We start from the raw sequence: 20,331 nt of genomic DNA on the forward strand, positions 1-20,331 counted from the left end.
TCGGCGGTTCCGCGCGGGACTAGCCTTCCTCTCCCTCCGTTTCCTCTTCCTCCCACGACTCGTCCAGTTTCTTCCGAAGCTCCGCGGCCTGGGGCGGCGGAGGGTCGATGGACTCCAGCTCGAGGACCATTTGCTCCGCCTCGCCCCATTTGAAGGTTTCCATGAGAAGAAGGGCGATTTTGGCCTTGAGACGGACGAGGGGCTCCAAGGTGAACTCGTTGTCGTTCTCGTGGATCCTACTGGTATAAAGAAGCGCCGCGCCGCGGTAAAGATCGAGTGCCCGTTTCAGGCGGGCGTTCCTCTGGAAGAAGTCGCCGGCCGCCTCGAGATTGTCGTAGCTGACCCTCGAGCCGGAGCCGTGGCCGATAATGGCGCTGCTCATCGGGTTGGCGCCGATGAGCAGGTTCCACGCCGCCGCGGCCTCGTCGACATCGCCGCGCACTTCGTGGATGTTCGCCTCGAAAATCAGGTTCTCTTCGAGCGCCTTCTCCTCCCGGAGTTCGACGTAGAGCTCTTCCGCGCGGTCGAGGCGTTCCGCTTCGGCGAGAAGCTGAAGCGCGAGAGAGTACACCTCCTCGCGGCGCCGTTCGCCGAAATCGTCCGGCGCGGCGCGGACGAGCGCGACCGCCTTTTCCATGATGTCCGCCGCCCGGTCCCGGTTCTCCTTCTGCCGCTCCAGGCCGGCGAGGGCGACGAGCGCGCGGATCGGCGGCGGGTCGGCGGCGGCGGCGGTCTCGATGAGCGGGAACGCCCGGTCGTCCTCGCCGAGGGCGAGAAGCGAAAGGCCGAGGAGGATCTGGCCGAAGGGATCGTCCATCCGCTTGGACAGATACTCCTCCGCCGCCTCCCGCGCCCCCTCCGGCTCTCCCTGGTGCCAGAGCACGAAGGCCTTTTGAAAAGAGAGGGGGCGCGACTCGAGGGCGCGGCGCTCCACAGGATCGGCCAGCTCGATGTATCCCTGCAGCAGGGAATCGACCAGCTCCGGCGGGTAACGGTCCGGCGTGGGCGGCTTCTCGAACTTGCGCGCGTCGATCCGCGGGTGGGCGCGCACGAGGGCGCGGATCTCCTCCCGCTCCGCCTCGGTGCGCGAAAACGCCTCGGCCACCTCGGCCAGGTCTTTCGCCTTCTCCCGGTTCCCCTCCTCGAAGAGCCGCGTGATCGTCTCGATCAGAAACGCACGGTGCGCTGCGCCGTACTCCTTCAGGAGTTTCTCGATCTCGAAGCGGACCGGATCGCCCCCCTTGGGGATGTGCCGGAGCGCGGCCTCGAGCGTTTCGATCGCCTCGGGCCACCGCCCCGTTTCGGCGAGACGAACCGCCTGGTCCTTCATTTTTCCGGGGTCCTTCTTCCAGAACGCCGCCATCGCTTCACGCCTCTCCTTTCTCGGTATCGAACAGGTTACCCGATCCGCCGGGAGAAAGCGAGCGCCGCCGCCGCCCCATCGTCTATAATGCGGGGTGGAACGCGGGCCGGCGGGAGTGTCCGCCGCGCCGCTGGAGGGTCGTGATGGATCAGCCGGAACTGGCGGAACGCATTTCGGTCGCCGTGCGCGACGCGGGGGGACGCGCCCTCGCCGTGGGCGGTTACGTCCGCGACCGGATCCTCGGAATCGACGAGGAACGCAAGGATGTGGACCTGGAGGTGTTCGGCCTCGAACCGGACCGCCTGATCGAGGTGCTTCGCCCCTTCGGACGCGTCGACTTGGTGGGGAAGGCCTTCGGCGTGCTCAAGGTGGGCGGAGTGGACGTCTCCATCCCGCGGCGGGAGACCAAGATCGGTTCCGGCCACAAGGGTTTCCACGTCGAGTCCGATCCGCACCTCTCCTTCGAGGAGGCGGGGCGGCGCCGGGACCTCACCATCAACGCCATGGGGCTCGACCTGCTGAGCGGCGAAGTGCTCGATCCGCACGACGGACGGGGGGACATCCGCTTTCGCATGCTCCGCGCCGTCGATCCGGATCACTTCGGCGAGGATCCACTCCGGGTGCTGCGGGTCTGTCGTTTCGCGGCGCGCTTCCTCTTCCATGTGGAAAGGGAGACCGCCGATCTCTGCCGGGCCCTCGATCTCTCGGAGCTGCCGCCGGAGCGGATATTCGAGGAGTTTCGCCGCGGCCTCCTCGACTCGGAATTTCCCTCGGTGATGCTTCAGACCATGCGTTTTCTCGGCGTGCTCCGCTTCTTCCCGGAGCTGGAGACTCTGATCGACTGCCCGCAGGAGTACGAGTGGCATCCCGAGGGGGACGTGTGGGTGCACACGCTGATGGTGGTGGATGCCGCCGCGTCGCTCCGGACCGGCGACCCCGAAGTGGATCTGATCCTGATGCTCGCCGCGATCTGCCACGACCTGGGGAAACCGCCCGCCACGGTGAACGAGAACGGCCGGATCCGCTCTCCGAATCACGAGCAGATGGGGGAAGGACCGACGCGGAGCTTCCTTGGTCGAATGACACGCGAGAAACGCCTCGTCGAGGAGGTGGTCACCCTGGTGGTGCATCACCTCCGGCCGCATTCTCTCCACAAATGCGGCGCCGGGCCCGCCGCGGTGCGCCGCCTCGCCGTCAAGGTGCCGATCGAAAGGCTGGTGCGCCACGCCCGCGCCGATCATTACGGAAGGACCACGCCGGACGCGCTCGCCCGGGTTTTCCCCGCCGGCGACTGGCTCTTGGAACAGGCGCGCGATCTCGAGGTGGCGGACCGGGCTCCCCAACCGATCCTGATGGGCCGTCATCTTCTGGAGCGCGGGTACGTTCCCGGCCCGGAGATGGGGGAGATGCTCGACCGCGCCTTCGAAGCGCAGATCGAAGGGGAATTCGCCGACCTGGACGGCGCGCTCCTCTGGCTCGAACGCCACCGCTGAGCACCTTCCGCGTCTTGTGGCTTTTGCGGGAGACTCCTTCGTCCCCTTCTCTCCCCCCTCTTTCTTTTCGGGAATTCCTCTCGGGCTGGTGTCGTAACGCCTTATAAAACATGCGATTCCTGCTCTTGCGCCGCGCCCTCCCCTCTCTTACCTTATAAATGATACCGGAGAGGAAGAGGGTGAGAAGACTCGCCCGCCCGCCGGCAGGCGGGACGGCTCGTGGGTGCGCGGCCACAGGAGAAGAGAGAGAAGAGACGGAGCGAAACCATGGATCTGAACCGAATGACGCAGAAATCGCAGGAAGCGGTGCAGGCCGCTCAGTCGACCGCCGTGCGTTTCGGCCACCAGGAGGTGGACGGCGAACACCTCTTGCTGGCGCTGCTCGAACAGGCCGAGGGCCTTCTTCCCCGGCTGCTCCGTCGGATGGAGATCGAGCCGGAGGAGATGCGCGCCGAGATGGAGCGCGTACTCTCGGCCCGCCCGTCCGTATCCGGTCCGGGCGCCGAACCGGGGAAGATCTACGTGACCGCCCGTCTGCAGAAAATATTCGTGCGCGCCGAGGACGAAGCGAAGCGGCTGCGGGACGAGTACGTGTCGGTGGAGCATCTGGTCCTCGCGCTGATCGAGGAGGGAACGAAGAACGCCTCGGGCCGCGCGCTCCACGACGCCGGCGTGACGCGCGAGCGTTTCCTCGACGTGCTCGGCAAGGTGCGGGGGGGGCAGAGGGTGACCAGCGCCTCGCCGGAGGGAGCCTACGAGGCGCTCGAAAAGTACGGCATCGACCTGGTCGCCGAGGCGCGTCGGGGACGTCTCGATCCGGTGATCGGGCGGGACGCCGAGATCCGCCGCGTCATTCGTATCCTTTCGCGCAAGACGAAGAACAACCCGGTGTTGATCGGCGAGCCGGGCGTCGGCAAGACCGCCATCGTGGAGGGGCTGGCGCAGAGGATCGTCCGCGGCGACGTGCCGGAGTGGCTGAAAGACCGGTCCGTCTTCTCTCTCGACATGGGCGCGCTGATGGCGGGCGCCAAGTTCCGCGGCGAGTTCGAGGAGCGGCTGAAGGCGGTGCTCGGCGAGATCAAGAAGAGCGAGGGGAGGGTTCTCCTCTTCATCGACGAGATCCACAACATCGTCGGCGCCGGCCGGACCGAAGGGTCCACCGACGCGGGGAACATGTTGAAGCCGATGCTCGCCCGGGGGGAGCTGCACTGCATCGGCGCCACCACGCTCGACGAGCACCGCAAGCACCTGGAGAAGGACGCCGCGCTGGAGAGGCGTTTCCAGCCGGTGCTGGTTGACGCGCCGTCGGTGGAGGACACGATCAGCATTCTGCGCGGGCTCCGCGAGCGCTTCGAGGTGCACCACGGCGTGCGGATCCAGGACAACGCGCTCGTGCAGGCGGCGATCCTTTCCAATCGCTACATCTCGGACCGCTTTCTGCCGGACAAGGCGATCGACCTGGTGGACGAGTCATGCGCCATGATCCGCACCGAAATCGACTCCATGCCGGCGGATTTGGACGAGGTCACCCGGCGCGTGATGCAGCTCGAGATCGAGGAGGCGGCGCTCAAGAAAGAGAAGGATCGGGCGAGTCGGGAGCGGCTGGAGAGCCTGCGCCGGGAGCTGGCGGATTTGAAGGGGCAGGCGGACGGGATGCGGGCGCAGTGGGAGGCGGAGAAAGAGGCGATCACCCGGGTGCGCGCGCTCCGGGAGGAGATCGAGAAGATGCGGCGCGACGCGGAGGAGGCGGAGCGCGCCTACGACCTGAACCGCGCCGCCGAGCTGCGCCACGGGCGGTTGCCGGAGCTTGCGGAGAAGCTGAGGGCGGAGGAGAAGCGTATCGAGGAGGGCGCCGGCGAGAGGCTGCTTCGCGAAGAGGTGACCGCCGAGGAGATCGCCGAGGTGGTGAGCCGCTGGACCGGCATCCCGGTGACGCGCCTCGTGGAGGGGGAGCGGGAGAAGCTGCTCCGCCTCGACGAGATCCTCCATCGGCGCGTGATCGGCCAGGACGAAGCGGTGCGCCTCGTGGCGGACGCGGTGATTCGCGCCCGTTCGGGTATCAAAGACCCGCGCCGCCCCATCGGTTCCTTTATCTTTCTCGGACCCACCGGCGTGGGGAAGACGGAACTCGCCAAGACCCTCGCCGAGGCGCTCTTCGATACGGAAGAGAACATGGTCCGCATCGACATGAGCGAGTACATGGAGCGGCACACCGTGTCGCGTCTGATCGGCGCGCCTCCCGGCTACGTCGGTTACGAGGAGGGAGGACAGCTCACCGAGGCGGTGAGGCGGAAGCCCTATTCGGTGCTCCTCTTCGACGAGATCGAGAAGGCTCACCACGACGTCTTCAACGTGCTGCTGCAGATCTTGGACGACGGCCGCGCCACCGACGCGCAGGGGCGCACGGTGGATTTCAAGAACACGGTGATCATCATGACCTCCAACATCGGGTCGACGCACCTGCTGGAAGGGGTGACCGACCAGGGTGAGATCGACGACGCGGCGCGGGAGGAAGTGATGCGGGAGATGCGCCGCCATTTCCGCCCGGAGTTCCTCAACCGCGTGGACGACGTGGTCCTCTTCAAGCCGCTCCGCCTGGAGGAGATCGAGCGTATCGTGGACCTGCTGACCGCGGAGCTTCGGCAGCGGCTGGATGATCGGTGCGTCGGGTTGGAGATGACCGAGGATGCGCGGGCATTCATCGCCCGGGAGGGCTTCGATCCCGTATACGGCGCGCGGCCGCTCAAACGGTTTCTGCAGCACGAGTTGGAGAGCCGGATCGGGCGCGCCCTCGTGGCGGGCGAGGCGGTCGAGGGATCGCGGGTCGTGGTCGGCGTCGATGGCGGCGCCCTCGACGTGCGGGTCGAGCCGCCGGCGGAGGGGGAGAGTGCCGAGGAACGCGCCGCGCGCTGCGCCGTGGAGAAGGGAGAGGCCGGCTTCGACGACGGCCCGATCGACGACGCGGAAGTGGTCGAGTAAGACGTTCGGAAACGCAACACCCGAGAACGGTTGTTACATATATTTTATCCGGCTTTTTCTCTCTCCCCGATCGCCTACCGCAGCGCCACGACCTTCCGCGTGAGTGTGATGTTCCCCGATTCGAAGCGGATCAGATAGACGCCGGGGGCGACTGTTCGTCCTCCGCCGTTCGTACCGTCCCACGCCACTTCATGAGCGAAACCGGATTGCATCGACCCGTCGTGGAGGGTGCGGACCAGGCGGCCCGACACGTCGTAGACGCGCACCGTCACCGGTCCGGAGCGGGCGAGGTTGAAACGGAAGACATAGGGAGCGCCGAGGATGAAGGGGTTCGGCGAGGCGGGACTCTCCTCGGTGCCGAAGACCAACTCCGTTTGTGTCGGCGTGGCGATCTCGACGACATTGGAGGGGGTCGACACCCAGCCGGGAAGGGAATCGGAGACGGCGCGGATCGCGTAGTAGGCGGCGCCTCCCGTGGGAACGCCGTCGTCGTAGCTCCCCTCCAGGTCGAGGGGTTGGGTCCCTCCGGCGAGGATCGTCCATGGTCCCTCGGCCGAGTCGCCGCGATAGAGGCGGACGCCGCTGTAGAATGAATCCTCCACCGCCCAACGGAGGAGTGCGCGGCCGCCGTCCCCCTCCAGCGCGAGCGCCGTGTCGAGCGGAGTCGTGAAGCCGTCGTCGAGCAGCCAGTTCTCTTCGTCGAAGAGGACGCCCGCGACCGGGCCGCCCGCGTCCAGACGGAGCGTGTCGACCCAATTGCCGATCGGCGCGGTGAGCAGCGTGTCGGTCCCGTCCTCGAGCAGCGCGGTGATCTCCAGATCCGCGGCGAAGCAGGTGTCCTGCTGCGGATCCTGGGCGAGGAGGATCCAGAGGCTGTCCGCGCCCGGCTTCACGAAGGGGAGCGCGCGGAAAGAGGGGGAACCGGAGAGGTACACCCACTGCCGGAAGAAGCGCTCCAGGTCGAGGCCGGTCTCCGCCTCGCAACTCGCCCGGAACTGCTCGGTGTCGGCGTAGCCGCCGCGCGCGACGGAATCGTTACGGTGTCTCTGCAGGATTCCCAGAAAGCCCGCCCATCCGGTTTTATGCCGGAGCATGTGCAGCACCCACGATCCCTTGCCGTAGATCGCCGGCACGTAACGGCCGTCGAATATGCCGTCCTCGTCCGGGATGGAATCGATGTAGACGGATTGGGAGCCGTGGTACTCCTCTCGCGCCATACGGTTCGGAAGGATCGATGAGCCGTAGAGGTGCTCGAACCAGATGGTCTCGGTGTAGGTGGCGAATCCCTCGTTCAACCAAAGATGGTTCCAGTCCGCGCAGGTGACCAGGTCTCCCCACCACTGGTGGCCCAACTCGTGGACCACCACGTTGTCCGTGGAATGGTTGTTGACCACCAGACGATCGCCGAAGCTGGTGCAGGTGTTGTGTTCCATCGCGCCGAGACCGTAGATCACGGCGTGGCCGTACCGCTCGTCCCGGAAGGGATAGGGGCCGTACACGTTTTCGAGGACGCCGAGCATCTGCGGGAGGAGTTCGAAGGTGACGGCCGCCGCGTCCCGGTGGATCGGCCAGACGTAGTGGCTGATCGGCATGGAGTCGTCGTACCCGTACTCGTAAACGTCGTCGATCCGTTCGTACTCGGCCGCGGCGACGAAGATCAGATAGGGGGGAAGGGGGTGCCGGGTTTTCCATCGGAAGGAACGCCAGCCGGACTCGGAGAGAGAATCCACGTCGAGAAGAATTCCGTTCGACACGCCGGTCATCGGTTCGGGAACGGTGAGGATCACCTCGGAGGAGTCGGCTTTGTCCCAGGGGACGTCCTTGCAGGGCCACCAGTAGTGGGAGAAGAAGGGCTCGTCCATGCTCGCCACGACCGGGTCGGTCCCGTTCGCCTGCCAGTAGAGGCCCTTCCATCCGATGTTACGCGGGGTGCCGTGATAGAGCACGCGCGTTTCGAATGTCTCTCCGGACAGATAGGTCCGGTCCAAATCCAAAGCGAGGAGATCGCCGGCGTGGGAGAAGGCGACCGCAGCGCCCGCGACGGAATCGACGGTCATCGAGTCGCTGAGGTCCAGGTCGATCCGGTCGAGGGTGTCCGTCAACGAGAGGGCGGACAGGACGACTTCGCCGACCACGGTGGAGTCGGAGGGGTCGAGCCGCACGTCGATGCGATAGGAGAGAACGTCGTAAACGGATTCATGGGCCGGGACTTTCGCTGGGGTGTCCGCCTGCCGGACGGCGGCGAGGAGTCGCCTCTCCATCTCCGCCCGTCGGAAGGGATCCACGCCTTCGCCGTCGTCCGCCCACGCGGCCGGGAGCGCGGCCGGGAGGAGGAGTGCGATCGCGAGAAAGAAAAATACCTTTCGGCTCATCTGAACATTCTCCTCGACCGGTTGAGGGAACGAAGCATCTTAATCTTAAGTATAGTCGTTTTGGCTGTCCGGGGCGGAGCCCCTTTTTCATTTGACAACCCCTTGCGCCGTTTATACTTTCGGAATGGATTCACTGCGGTCGGAGTCAGGGTTGCAACGACCGCGTCGATTCGGGAGCTGAATTGCTTCCTCGTTTCACAGCCGCGTCTCCCACCGGCGGACGGTTCACCCCCCCCTGAATTCCGCAGCGTGCGTGTGATTCCGAGTTCTATCCCCAACGCTCGTTCTTCTCTGCCCTCTTGAGCGGATGGGGACCGGTGGGCGCGGTCGGCTACCGCGTCCACTTTTTCGTTCGGCGATGGGGGGTGGGAGCTACTGCGACGGCGGGCGGCGGGCTGCAAAACCGGTTCTCCTTCGCCGATTTCCTCATCGTAGCTATGGCTACGATTCCGGGAATCGGCTCGTCCGAACCGGCTTTTCGCCTCGTCGCCCGCCGTCTCGTATACGCTCCCACCCCCCATCGCCGAACGACCTTGGCGGCAACGGATCTCTCGCCGGGCCGTGAACGGGTTGGGGGAAGTGCTCGCTACGCCCGAAACTCTTGAGGGAGCTGGACGGACGGGCAACCCTTCTCGGTATACACGGTGTTTGGAATCGCTATCGGTATCGATTCATTCCCTTCCCCCACCGGTCTCCCTTCGGGGCACGGTGTGGGGAGAAAGGACGGACGGGTAATCCTTCTCGGAGTCCGGGGCGTGCCGCCCCCTGGGTGGGTTCGTGATCGCCACGGAGTTTCCACAAGGGTGCGACCTCGCGCGGCCTTTCCTCACGCACCTCGAGAGGTGGGGGCCCCCGTCCCGCCCCTTCTCCTCGAAGGATCACGCCGCCCGTCCGAGAGGGAGCGGAGAGGATAGCGGGAGATGGAAAAGCGCTGGCGGCCCCGAGAGGGAGACCGGCGGCGGAAGGGAGTCGCCTCCCGCCCCTTCTCCTCGAAGGATCACGCCGCCCGTCCGAGGAGGACCACATGAAAACTCTCTCCACCCGCGAAAGAGGAGGATTTCCGGAAAGAGGAAACTCGCGCGGTTATTGCTCGTTCGGGAGAATGAGGACGAGGACCGTGTCGACGGCGGTGGTGTCCGCCTCGTCCGTGGTCTCGACGACGAGGGTGACGGCGGTGGTTTCGGCCGGGGAATCTCCGACGAGCCAGAGGGCGGTCCACCCCGCGTCGCCGTTCGGGACGGTGAAGACCGTGTCCGGCGCGGTCACGGTGACCGAATCGGGAGTCTCCCGGCAGGAGGCGTTCACGATCTCGCCGGCGAGGGAGAGCGTGTCGCCTCCGTGGAATTCCGTCGAATCGGAAGGTTCGGTGATCACGATCGACAGGGGTGTCGGCACGAAGAGGATTCGGTCGTAGAGCCAGCGCGTGGCGAAATCGTTTTCGTATTGGACCCAGACCTCGTAAGTCCCCTCGGTCGGACCGACGGCCCACGTCGCTTCGCTTCGGTACGATTCCCATGGGGCGGTGAGCAGTTCGTTCTGCGTCGAGGCGAGGCGCATCAGGATCGCGTTCGCCTCCAGCTCGACGGGAACGTCGCACTCGCCGGTAATGCTGTCGTCCCAGGAGAACCGGACCTCCGCGCCTTCCAGAAGATCCGGATCGACCGAAGCGGAAAGGGTCTCCGCCTCGAATTCGTTGGCGATCTCGGCGACAAGCGTTTTGGCGACCGGCTCGTCGTTGAAGATCCATGTCACGGCGAGGGGTTGCGCGCTGGTCGCGCCGTCATAGAGAAAAACGCTGTCTCCGGCGTCGTGGAAGGTGGAGTCCTCGGAAAGCACGATTGTCGTAGGGAGGGTGGCGCGGATCTCCACGCTCACCGCTACGCGCGCGATGGTGGAGTCCCCGCCGGCTAAAGTGATCTTCCCCGCCGTTTTCGCCGGGGAGATTCCGTCGCTCACCGTATCGGACACGACTCCGTTTTCGCGGCGTGCGACCAGATAGAGCGTTTTGTCGCCCGGCTCGGCCGGGAAGGTCCATGTGCGCAGCGTGTCGAAGGGTTCCCAGGCGGCGTCCGCGAGAAGCGAATCCTCGGAGAGCATCATCTCGGTCGCCCGCTCCGCCGCGACCTGCACGTTCACCTCGCGGAGCGCCGTCGTAGCCGCGCCGCCGGCGATTTTCAGAAGAGGGGGGACATCGATCGAATCGGGAGCGCGGCCCGTGGTGTCCGTCTCGTCGCCCCGCACACCGAGCGCCGCGATCCGATACCAGGCTCGGGCGAAGTAGGCCGGGTGGTTGTCGGTCCAGGAGGTCGCGTCCATGCCGGCCGTGTCGACGCGCGCGAACAGGCTTTCAAACTCCGTTCGCCGGAAAACGGTGAAACCGCCGATCCCCGAAAGGTTCGATTGGTTCCAGGTGAGTTCGACCTTTCCCGCTTCATACTTCGCGCTCACCCGGAAAGGATCTCCCCCCGTCGCGGGATTCAAAGGGTCGAGGGGGTTGTCCGGATCGTTGCGATCCGGGCCCGAGTCGCACATCACCGAGAAGAGGAGAAAAGCCGCCGCCGACGCCGTGACGACGATGGATCGGAGGATGGGACTCATGGAGCTTCTCCCCTAAAAGACGAGTCGGAGCGACGCGCGGACGCCGTCCCGGCCGGTTCGCAAGACCGGGCGGAGCGCGCACGCTTCCGGTTCCGGGTCGTCGCCGAATGGAAACAGAAAAACCGCGTCCAGAAGAGAGACGCCGTAGACCGCAGCCGCGGCGAGGAGGGCGTTGTTCCTGTTCGTCTGGGAGCGGTCCATTCGGTCGTAGGCGGATTGGCGCGTCGCCCGAAACTCGGCGATCTCCGCGTCGGTCAATGCCTCTTGGTAGAGGCGGTCCGCGTCATCGTATTCACTCTTCCGGTCCCGGAAGCGGATATCCTCGTAGAGAGCATAAAGAAGGGCGCCCGCTTCGGCGGCCGTGTACAAGGCGCCCCGCTTGGCGTGATCGCCGTAACGCGTTCCCCAGCCGGGTAAGACGGCGGCCCGCCAGGCCGCGTCCCGGCGTCTCTTCTCGTGCAGATAGTAGGCTCGGCTCTCCCCCCGGACCGGTCCGACCCAGATCGTCCGGGTCAGGGTTTCGAAACCGGATTTTTCGAGGCGTATCTCATGGCGGCCTTCGGAGAGGCGGAGAGCGACGACGGGGGTTTTCCCCAGGCTCCGGCCGTCCACCCGGACATCGGCGCCCGGGGTGCCGTGCAAATGGAGCACGCCCTCTTCGGCCCGCGCGACGGGGACGACGGCGAGGAGCGCGAGCAAGACGATCGGGGATAGAGCCGAAACGACGCGCACGATGCACCTCCACGGGGCGACTCGAAACCGTGCGCATTGTAGCAGCAGGGCGGGGGGCGGACCACAAGGAAAAGCGGCCCGGCGCGGCGGAATGAAGAGGCGAGGCGGGGCGGGCCGGCTCGTTCCCGGGGCGTCATCCGCACCCCTCTTTTCGTGTCATGGGCGGGACAAAGCATCGAAACCGTGTTATTATGAGTACGTATCATTTATAGGTCGATTCCCGATGGAAAAGTCGATGCTCCGATATTGGATCGCGCCCGCCGCGCTCGGCGTCGGTGCCTGTATCGGGACGGCAGAAGGGATCGCGGAAATCGTCCGCCAAGAGTACCTTCCTCTCGGTCTGCATCGGAACGCCCTTCTCGTCTTCTCTGATCGCGTGCTTCTGTGCGCCCTTATCGGGCTGGGCGCCGCGGCGGCCGTCCTCACAATCGCCGCTTTCGTGAAGAAAACGCCTCTCGGGCGCCGCGTTCAAACGGTTTCCTTCGGTTTTGCAGCGACCGCCGCGGTGGGATTTGCCCTCTGTCGGGGATGGACGAGGAACCGTTATACCCTCGCCACAATCTGGCGTTCACGGGAACGGCTGGCGGGACTCGAATTGCCGGGCGGTCTCACGAGCGGGAGGGTCTGGTCGGAGAACCTGCGGATCGTCGGCGCTTCTCTGCTGATCGGGGCGGCTCTGTATCTACTCCTGCGCCTTCTCCACCGCTGGAGCCAATCGCCGGGCGTACGAATCGCGGCGCGCCGGGGCTTGATCGCGGTAACCGTCACGGGTCTGCTCGCTATGGTTCTCGCCGCTTTCGGAGACCGGGTCCTCTTTCGTAATCGGGTCCCCACCGGGCTGAACGTGATCCTGATCTCTCTCGACACGCTCCGCGCCGACTTCCTCGGGTGTTATGGCTGCGCCCGCGCCACCTCGCCCGGAGTGGACCGCCTCGCCCGCGACTGTGTTCTTTTCGAGAACGCTTACAGCCAGGCGCCGTGCACGGTCCCGTCGCACGGTTCTTTTCTCACGTCGCGCTACCCTTCCGTGAATCGTGCCAGTATGGAGGGCAGAAGCATGCCGGCGCATCGAGTCCTGTGCGCCGAGATTTTTCGAGAGGCGGGGTACCGCACCTGCGGCATCGTGGACGCATCCTTCCTGTCGGGACGATACGGTTTCGATCAGGGCTACGACGACTTCGAGGGCTGGGGACGGCGTGCGCGCAACATCGTGCCCAAGGCGATTCGCTGGCTGGAGGGGAGGAACGGCCGCCCCTTCTTTCTTTTTATTCACATCTATGACATTCATTCTCCTTACGCGCGGGATCCTCGATATCAAACAATGTTCGAGGAAACGCCTTACCACGGCTCGATTCAACCGGATGGAAAGACGTTGGGGGCCTACTGCCACAGCCGGATGGAGGGCCTCGATCCTCCCTTCGAGATCAACGATGAAGACGCGTGCCACCTGCGGACTCTCTACGCCGGCGGCGTCCGGTACGTGGACGATATTCTGGTGCGGCTCGCGGACCACGTGCGCGATTCCGGCATCGACTCAAGCACGCTGCTCGTCCTCACCGCCGACCACGGCGAGGAATTCATGGAGCACGGCAACGTGCTTCACGCCGAGCTGTACCGAACGGTGACGCACGTCCCGCTTCTTTTCCGGCTCCCGGGCGGAGAGAGGGGAGGGAGGCGGATCTCGACGCCCGTCGGCCTGATCGATCTCCTCCCCACGCTTCTCGATCTCACCGGTCTCGAATCGCCCGCGCCCATGACCGGACGGTCGCTTGCGCCGATCCTCCGCGGAACGGGAGAGGTTCCCTTCCGCCCCATATTCAGCGAGTTCGACGACAACCGGCAGCTCGCGGTCTATGGCCGGGAACATCATCTGGTGAGACGGATTCGGGAAGACCGATGGGAACTCTTCCACGTCCCGACCGATCCCATGGAGGCGTTCGACAGAAGCCGCGAAGAGGGGGCGATCGCCGATTCTTTGCGCCAAATACTCCTCGACTGGAGGGCGCGCATGGAGGATGAGATCCTCGCGGAAGGGGGCGAGGCCCGGGGGCAGTTCCGCCTGCGGGAGGATGAGAGGGAACGGCTCCGGGCGCTCGGCTACGTGCGGTGAGAGATCGCGGAATGGGGGGGGCACGAACGGAACTGGCGTCGTTCCGCGTTGTGCCCCCCGGTATTTTTTAGATCCTTATTACCTCACTCGCCGAACAGGACCGGATCGAGAATCGTCGGCGCTCCGAACCCGAGGCTGTCCAGCGGCGTGTCGAAAGAGGACGGATCGCCCACGACGATCACCGTGAGCGAATCGTGGGGCGCCATGTAATGGGCGGCCGCGGCGATCTCCTCGAGTGTCGCGCTTTGAATTCCCTCGATGTAGCGCTCCCGGCGGTCGATCGGGCGTCCCGCCACGCGGTCGCGCAACACCCGGTAGACGGAGTTCCTCGGTCTTTCGTCGCGGCTCGCCTCCAGGGAGAGGCGGAAGAAGCGGGACGTCTCCGCCTCTTCCTCCGTGATCGGCCGGTCCATCACCGCCGCCATCTCCTCCAGGAAAAGGCGGATCATGTCGTCCGCCGCGTCGTTTCGGCAGGATCCGAACCCGTTCAGCACCGCTTTCTCGTCGTCCACGCTCAACATGACCGCCGCGCCATAGGAGATCCCCTCGCTTCGGGAACGGTAGTACATCCGGCCGAAGCCGAGGGCGAAATCGAGAATCTGCGTCGCCGGATAGTCGGGGGAATCGAGCCGAAGCCCCGGCACGATCCGGCCGATGCGAATGTGGCTCTGGGCGTGCTCACCGGGGAGGAGAAAGAGGCCTGGCGAGGAACCGAGCGGCCATTCCCGCTTCTCCGATTCCACGAAGAGGCCGGCCTCCCGGGCCCACTCGCCGAAGAGGCGGTTCAGTCTCTCCTTTATGTCTTCTGGATCGAAATCGCCCGCCACTCCTATCCAGGCGTTCCGTGGGTGGGCGAATCTCCCGTGAAGCGCGGCGAGATCCTCCCGGCCCACCGCCGTGATCTCCGCCCGCGTTTCGAGCCGCGCCTCCGGGTGCTTTTCTCCGTAGAGCAATTGGAGGAATCGTTGCTCGGCGATCCGGGACGGTGTCTGGTTTATGGACTGTATGTCCTTGAGACGGTGGTCCTTCGCCCTCTCTATGCGTGCCTCGTCCAGCTTGGGCCGGACCGCCAGATCCCTCCAGATCGGAAGGGCGCGGTCCGCGTCCTCGCTCGCCAGATCGATGGAGATTCCGCTCGAGAAATTCCCGATCCAACTTCTCACCGTCGCCTCGAGATCGGAAAGCTCTTTGTCGAGACTATCCGGATCGAGCGCCGCCGTGCCGCCGGATCGCCACGCTTCATCGAGAATCCGTCCCACGGGCAGGTCCGTGTCCGAGAAATAGGACTCGCCGGCGCGGAACAAAATCACCGCCGACAGGATCGGAAGATCGTGATTCTCGAAATAGAGCACGGGGATGCCGCAATCGAGGGTGTCCACCGCCGGCTCAAGCGTTTGGATCCGCATCGGCGGGAGATCCAATTCGTCCGGATGGCGAGGCGTGCCGGCGACGGCGATCCCGGCGAGAGCCAGCGAGGCGATCGCGGTCGCCTTCGCGATGGAAATGATCGGATCGCGCATCACGCCCCCTCCTTTCCCGTGTTTTCTTCCGGTTCGAGAATCACGGTGATCGATTGTTCTTCCCGGAACAGGTCCCGCGCCAGCTCGACCACCGCCTCGGGGGTCACCTCCTCGTATTCGCGGAACTTCTCGTAGGCGCTCCGCCAGTCCCCGCGGACGGATTGCCCACCGACCAGCATCCAACCCAGTTCGCTGTTCGTTTCCAATTGGAAGTACCATCGTTTGCGGAGGGAGCGGCGGATGCGGTCGATATCCTCCTCGGTGGGTGGTTCGTCGACGACCCGACGTAGCTCCTCCCAGATCATCCTCTCCGCTTCCTTGGCGGTCCTGTTCTCCAAAAGGTCGACCTGGATTCTGAAGAGTCCGGGATACCGGCTGTAACCGCCCGTGGGACTCACGGACACCATCCGGGCGATGCCTTCCTCGATGTCGAGTCGGTGCTTCAGGCGGCTCGTGTTGTCGCGTCCGAGAAGGTAGGAGAGAAAGAGGGCGGTGTGGCCGCGCGGATCGTCCGGACCGTACCCGGGAAAGCAGAGGATGACGCTTCTCTCGGTTCCCCGGCGTACCTCCGCGCGCATCGGGCCGTAGCGTTGCGGCTCGACGACCGTCACCTCCGGCGGCGGCGTTCCGGCGGGGATGTCGCCGAAGTAGGCGTCGATCAGACGCTTCGCCTCGGCGGTGTCGAAGTCCCCCACCAGCGCCGCGATCGCGTTGTTGGGGACGTAGTACGTGTCGTGGAAACGTCGTGCGTCGGCGATGGTGAGGATCTCGATGTCCCCCATGAATCCGATAGTGGGGAAACGATAGGGATGGGACGAGAAGGCGAGTTGCATCGCCGTTTCTCGAGCCAGGCTCATGGGTTGGTCTTCCACCACTTGCCGCCGCTCCTCCATCACCACGTTCCTTTCGGTGAAGAACTCGCGGAAGACGGGGTGCTGGAAGCGTTCGCTCTCCATCAGCATCCATGCCTCGAGGTTGTTGGCCGGGAAATCGGCATAGTAATACGTGAAATCCACGGAAGTGCCGGCGTTGAAGAAAAGGGAGACGCCGTCGTACAGACGGGGGAACTCCATGGGGATGACGTATTCCGCCTCGCGCGCGCTCAGCGAGTCCAAAATGGCTCGGAGCTCGGCGATCCGCGCGGGATCGCCCCGTTCACGGAGACCCGTTTCACGGGCGAGCGACTCGCCGACCTTTTCCAGGCTATCGAGCACCTCCCGCTCCGCCTCCCAATCGGTCGTACCGATCCGATCCGTCCCCTTGAAAGCCATGTGTTCGAACATGTGGGCGAGGCCGGTCTTGCCGATCGGATTGTCCACGTTCCCCGCCCTGACTTGGATGTTGCCGCTCACCGTCGGCAGATCGTGTCTCGGCAGGAGAAGGAACAGCATACCGTTGTCGAGGCGGTACTCCTCGACGCGGTCGAAGAGAGGAGGATATTCGAACGCGTTCGGGGGTGTGTCCCCCGCGAGTGATACCGCCGAAGCGAGCAGGATCGAGACGACGGCGAGCCGAGCGGCGAAACGCGCCGTCCTCAGGGAAGATGTTCTTTGTCTCACCACCTGTTTCTCCTTTCCGGATGAAACAAACAGCCGAAACCAAACCCATGGATGTTTGTAGGGTGAAGCTTACATTTTCGTTCTCGCGGAGCCAAGCGATAATGAAGCCCCACCCAGGGTGGGGATATGCCTGCAAGTTCTATTCCGCCGGTGCGGCGCCGTCCGATGAGCCGTGGCAACGAGTTGCGCCGCCGCCCGGCCCGCCGCGAGAAAAATACTTTTCACCCTTCCGGTCACTTCGCCGTAACGACTACTCCCGGAACCGGTTGCGCCCGTTCCCTCTTCGCGCTATCCTCGGGGGCACGAGAGCATACCGTCTGGGCCCACGAGAGAACGTCCATCCCATCGGAAAGGAACGCCCATGAAACGAATCGCCGCGCTCCCGACGATCGGCTTCCTCCTCCTCTCCGCCGTCGCCTTCGCCGTCGCCGGAGAGGTCCGTTTCGTGCAGAACCCCGAAATTTCCCCGGACGGGACGCTGATCGCGTTCTCCTATGACGGCGACATCTGGACCGTTCCCGTCGATGGGGGAGAGGCGACCCGGATCACCGATCACGTCGGGTGGGACGGCTACCCGATCTGGTCCCCCGACGGCGCGCGGATCGCCTTCGCCTCCGACCGCGAGGGAAATTCGGACGTCTGGATTGTTCCCGCCGCGGGGGGCGCCGCCGTGCGGGTCACCTTCCACTCGAGCACCGACATCCCCTGCGACTGGACCCCCGACGGCGCATCGATTTTATTCATGACCCGGCGGAACGGGGCCGAGGATCTCTGGCTCGCACCGGCGACGGGAGGCACACCGGTCCGTGTCAGCGGCGTCTGGCTCGAGCGCGAGGCCTATGCCGACATCTCCAACGACGGAACGCGTCTCGTCTACAACAACAACAGGGCGACCAGCGGGTGGTGGCGCCGCAACTTTCACTCCTCCGACGCGGCGGATATCTACCTGTCCGACTTCGACCCGCCCCGCGGGATCCGCCCACGGCCCCTCACGGAAGACCCGGTTCACGAACTCTGGCCCCGCTTCTCACCGGACGACTCCGAGATCTACTACGCCGGCGGCGCACGCGGGACGCTGAACGTTTACCGGATGCCCTCCGCCGGCGGCGGCGCGACTCGGGTCACCTCTTTCGAGCACGACGTCACCTGGCTCAGCATGCCCGCCCGCGGCGACCGTTTTCTGGTCCTCTCCGACTTCGACGTGTGGACCGTGCCGCTCCGCGGGGGCGAGCCGCGCCGCGTGCCGATCGTCTGTCGGACCGAGTATAAAAGCAGCCCTTCACGGGTAGAGGAATTCAGCGGCGGCGTGTCGGAGTTCCGCGTGTCGCCGGACGGGAAGAAGGCGCTCGTGGTGGTGCACGGCGAACTCTTCGTCGTCCCCGCCGAGAAAGGAGGAACGGCGCGCCGGATCACGCGAACCCTCTGGCGGGAGGCGGACGTGGAGTGGCTCCCCGACTCGCGGCGGGTCGTCTACTGCAGCGACCGCGACGGACCGCAGGACCTGTACATCGCCGATACCAAGACCGGCGAGGAGACCCGCCTCACCTCCGGCGACGCCATCGACACGAACCCACTCCCCTCCCCGGACGGCGAGTGGATCGCCTTTTACCGGGGGAACCACGCAATCTGGCGGATCAAACCCGACGGAGGGGAGCCGGAGGAGATGGTGCGCGCCGACTTCCTCGATTTCCGGCTTTCGCCGACCCGTGAATTCGCCTGGTCTCCCGATTCGCGTTGGCTCGCCTACGCCGCCTACGCGCCCGACTTTCACACCGACGTGCGGGTTCGTAACGTCGGCAGCGGCGAGGACCACGCCGTGAGCTACCTCCCCACCGAGAACCACCGGCCGGTCTGGTCGCCGGACGGCAAGTGGCTCTACTTCACAAGCTGGTTCCAGGAGAACGGCGACACCTATCGGGTCCGCCTGCGGGGCAAGCCGCCCAAGTTCGAGGAGGACCGCCTCGACAGCCTCTACGAGGACGAAGAAAAAGATAAGGACAAAAAGGATAAAAAGAAGGACAAGGACGATGCCGGGGACGACGAGGAGCCGTCGCCGGTGGAGATCGACTTCGCCGACATCGATCTGCGTGTGGAGGCCTTTCCCGACCTGGCCAACGACGAGAGCGAGCCGGTTTTCGTGGACGGAGGCGACCGGGTGGTTTTCGCCGCCGATGTGCTCGGCGCGTCGAGCCACGACCTGTGGGCCTTCCCGGCCGACGAGGACGCGGAGGAACGGAAGCTGGAGCAGCTGACCAGCACGTCGTCGCGCAAGTCCCGTCTGCAAGCGGTGGAGGAGAAGGTCTGGTATCTGGAGGGCGGGCGCGTCAAATGGTACGACACGGGCAAGTCCAAACCGGGCGCCCTCTCCTTCCGCGCGGAGATGGAGATCGACGATGAAGAGGACCGCCTGCAGATGTTCACCGAAGCATGGTCTCTTCTGAACGATCAGTTCTACGATCCGGCCTTCCACGGCGCCGCCTGGGACGAGGCGAGGGAACGGTACGGCGCCGTTCTCTCCGACGCGCGCACGCCCAAAGAGTTCGAAACCCTGGTGCGGATGATGATCGGCGAGTTGTCCGCTTCGCATCTCGACATTTGGAAAAACAGCCCCGAGGCTTACGAGACCGGCTACCTCGGTTTGGAATTGGACTGGCCGCTCCTCACCGAGAAGGGCGCCTATCGTGTCGCGTCGGTGCTTCCCGAATCGCCCGCCTCGCTCGAGGAGTCGCGAATCGAGCCGGGCGAGTTCCTTCTCTCCGTGGACGGCCGCCCCTTGGACCGCGGGACGGACCTCTACGCGCTCCTCGAAAGAACCGTCGGCCGGCGGGTCGAGATCGAGGTCGCCAAGGGCGAGGGCGGAAAGGGGAAACGAACCGTCCGGATCCAGCCGGTCGGCCGCAGGCGCATCCTCGCCCTGAAGCAAGAGGAGTGGGACCGCGAGCGGGAGCGGATGGTGGAGGAGTGGAGCGGCGGGCGACTCGCGTACCTGCACATCCGGTCGATGGGAGGCGGTGACTTGGAGCGTTTCCGGCGCCAGCTGGTGACCGTCGCCGCGGACAAGGACGGCGCGGTGATCGACGTTCGCTATAACGGCGGCGGGTGGATCGCCGTCCACGTGCTCGGCATCTTGGAGAGGGAGCAATTCCTACTGCGGACCTTCCGGGGGACGCCGCCCATCTCGGAAACCAAGATGCGCTCCTACGCCTGGGAGAAACCGACCGCCTGCCTGATCAACAACCATTCCTATTCGAACGCGGAGATCTTCGCCGAGGGGTTCCGGCGGCTCGGCCTCGGCCCGATCGTGGGGATTCCGACGGCGGGCTCGGTGATCGGCACGGGAGGGTGGACACTGATCGACGGCACCAACTTCCGTAAGCCTTCCTGGGGCGCCTACACCATCGACGGCGAAAACCTGGAGAACAACGGCCGCGCTCCGGACTTTTATGTCTATAACGATTACAAGGACTGGATGGACGGCCGCGACCCGCAGCTGAAGAAAGCGGTCGAGGAGTTAATGAAGACGCTGCAGTGACCGGAGGCTTCCCCTAAGCCGACGAAAGGGGCGCCGGCCGGATTCCCTCTCCCGCCGAACCACGCGGCGGGAG

At 65.2% G+C, this 20,331-nt stretch carries 10 protein-coding genes; 4 read left to right on the plus strand and 6 right to left on the minus strand.

Annotation, left to right across the window (positions count from 1 at the left end):
* Positions 1 to 19 precede the first annotated feature (19 nt).
* Positions 20 to 1,363, minus strand: coding sequence for a hypothetical protein (locus JW958_09480; GenBank protein MBN1826487.1), 1,344 nt, complete (start codon positions 1,361 to 1,363; stop codon positions 20 to 22).
* 143 nt (positions 1,364 to 1,506) lie between these two features.
* Here JW958_09480 and JW958_09485 point away from each other — a divergent pair, with 143 nt between their 5' ends.
* Together JW958_09485 and clpB are read left to right on the plus strand one after the other, a co-directional pair.
* Positions 1,507 to 2,856 carry an HD domain-containing protein gene (locus JW958_09485; protein ID MBN1826488.1) on the plus strand — a complete coding sequence of 450 codons (1,350 nt, stop codon included), beginning with the start codon at positions 1,507 to 1,509 and terminating at the stop codon, positions 2,854 to 2,856.
* Between the two features lie 267 nt (positions 2,857 to 3,123).
* Entirely contained in the window at positions 3,124 to 5,835 is a 2,712-nt protein-coding gene (clpB, locus tag JW958_09490; GenBank protein MBN1826489.1) for an ATP-dependent chaperone ClpB, read from the plus strand.
* A 74-nt stretch (positions 5,836 to 5,909) separates the two neighbouring features.
* Here the strand turns inward: clpB and JW958_09495 are convergent, their stop codons facing one another.
* From JW958_09495 to JW958_09505, 3 genes are all read right to left on the minus strand, one after another.
* A complete protein-coding gene (locus JW958_09495) occupies positions 5,910 to 8,207 on the minus strand; it encodes a T9SS type A sorting domain-containing protein (GenBank protein ID MBN1826490.1) in 2,298 nt (765 codons plus the stop codon).
* A 1,083-nt stretch (positions 8,208 to 9,290) separates the two neighbouring features.
* Positions 9,291 to 10,805: a hypothetical protein gene (locus JW958_09500; protein ID MBN1826491.1), complete on the minus strand. Its 1,515-nt coding sequence runs from the start codon at positions 10,803 to 10,805 to the stop codon at positions 9,291 to 9,293.
* 12 nt (positions 10,806 to 10,817) lie between these two features.
* Positions 10,818 to 11,537: a PEGA domain-containing protein gene (locus JW958_09505; GenBank protein ID MBN1826492.1), complete on the minus strand. Its 720-nt coding sequence runs from the start codon at positions 11,535 to 11,537 to the stop codon at positions 10,818 to 10,820.
* A gap of 235 nt (positions 11,538 to 11,772) precedes the next feature.
* Here JW958_09505 and JW958_09510 point away from each other — a divergent pair, with 235 nt between their 5' ends.
* Entirely contained in the window at positions 11,773 to 13,647 is a 1,875-nt protein-coding gene (locus JW958_09510; protein MBN1826493.1) for a sulfatase, read from the plus strand.
* 83 nt (positions 13,648 to 13,730) lie between these two features.
* Here the strand turns inward: JW958_09510 and JW958_09515 are convergent, their stop codons facing one another.
* Positions 13,731 to 15,167, minus strand: coding sequence for an insulinase family protein (locus tag JW958_09515; protein MBN1826494.1), 1,437 nt, complete (start codon positions 15,165 to 15,167; stop codon positions 13,731 to 13,733).
* Complete coding sequence (locus JW958_09520; GenBank protein ID MBN1826495.1) at positions 15,167 to 16,729, minus strand: insulinase family protein; 1,563 nt, start codon at positions 16,727 to 16,729, stop codon at positions 15,167 to 15,169. The genes JW958_09515 and JW958_09520 overlap by 1 nt, the downstream gene beginning before the upstream one ends.
* A gap of 358 nt (positions 16,730 to 17,087) precedes the next feature.
* On the opposite strand from JW958_09520, the gene JW958_09525 reads away from it, so the two are divergent.
* Positions 17,088 to 20,258, plus strand: a complete 3,171-nt coding sequence (locus JW958_09525; protein ID MBN1826496.1) for a PD40 domain-containing protein — start codon at positions 17,088 to 17,090, stop codon at positions 20,256 to 20,258.
* Positions 20,259 to 20,331 lie beyond the last annotated feature (73 nt).

Source organism: Candidatus Eisenbacteria bacterium (genome assembly GCA_016930695.1).
In the GTDB taxonomy this organism is placed as follows: Bacteria; Orphanbacterota; Orphanbacteria; order Orphanbacterales; family Orphanbacteraceae; genus JAFGGD01.

Coding starts and splice junctions, on each gene's coding strand:
- JW958_09515 (MBN1826494.1), bottom strand. CDS start 15,167: ATGCGCGATCCGATCATTTCCATCGCGAAGGCGACCGCGATCGCCTCG.
- clpB (MBN1826489.1), top strand. CDS start 3,124: ATGGATCTGAACCGAATGACGCAGAAATCGCAGGAAGCGGTGCAGGCC.
- JW958_09485 (MBN1826488.1), top strand. CDS start 1,507: ATGGATCAGCCGGAACTGGCGGAACGCATTTCGGTCGCCGTGCGCGAC.
- JW958_09495 (MBN1826490.1), bottom strand. CDS start 8,207: ATGAGCCGAAAGGTATTTTTCTTTCTCGCGATCGCACTCCTCCTCCCG.
- JW958_09525 (MBN1826496.1), top strand. CDS start 17,088: ATGAAACGAATCGCCGCGCTCCCGACGATCGGCTTCCTCCTCCTCTCC.
- JW958_09510 (MBN1826493.1), top strand. CDS start 11,773: ATGCTCCGATATTGGATCGCGCCCGCCGCGCTCGGCGTCGGTGCCTGT.
- JW958_09500 (MBN1826491.1), bottom strand. CDS start 10,805: ATGAGTCCCATCCTCCGATCCATCGTCGTCACGGCGTCGGCGGCGGCT.
- JW958_09480 (MBN1826487.1), bottom strand. CDS start 1,363: ATGGCGGCGTTCTGGAAGAAGGACCCCGGAAAAATGAAGGACCAGGCG.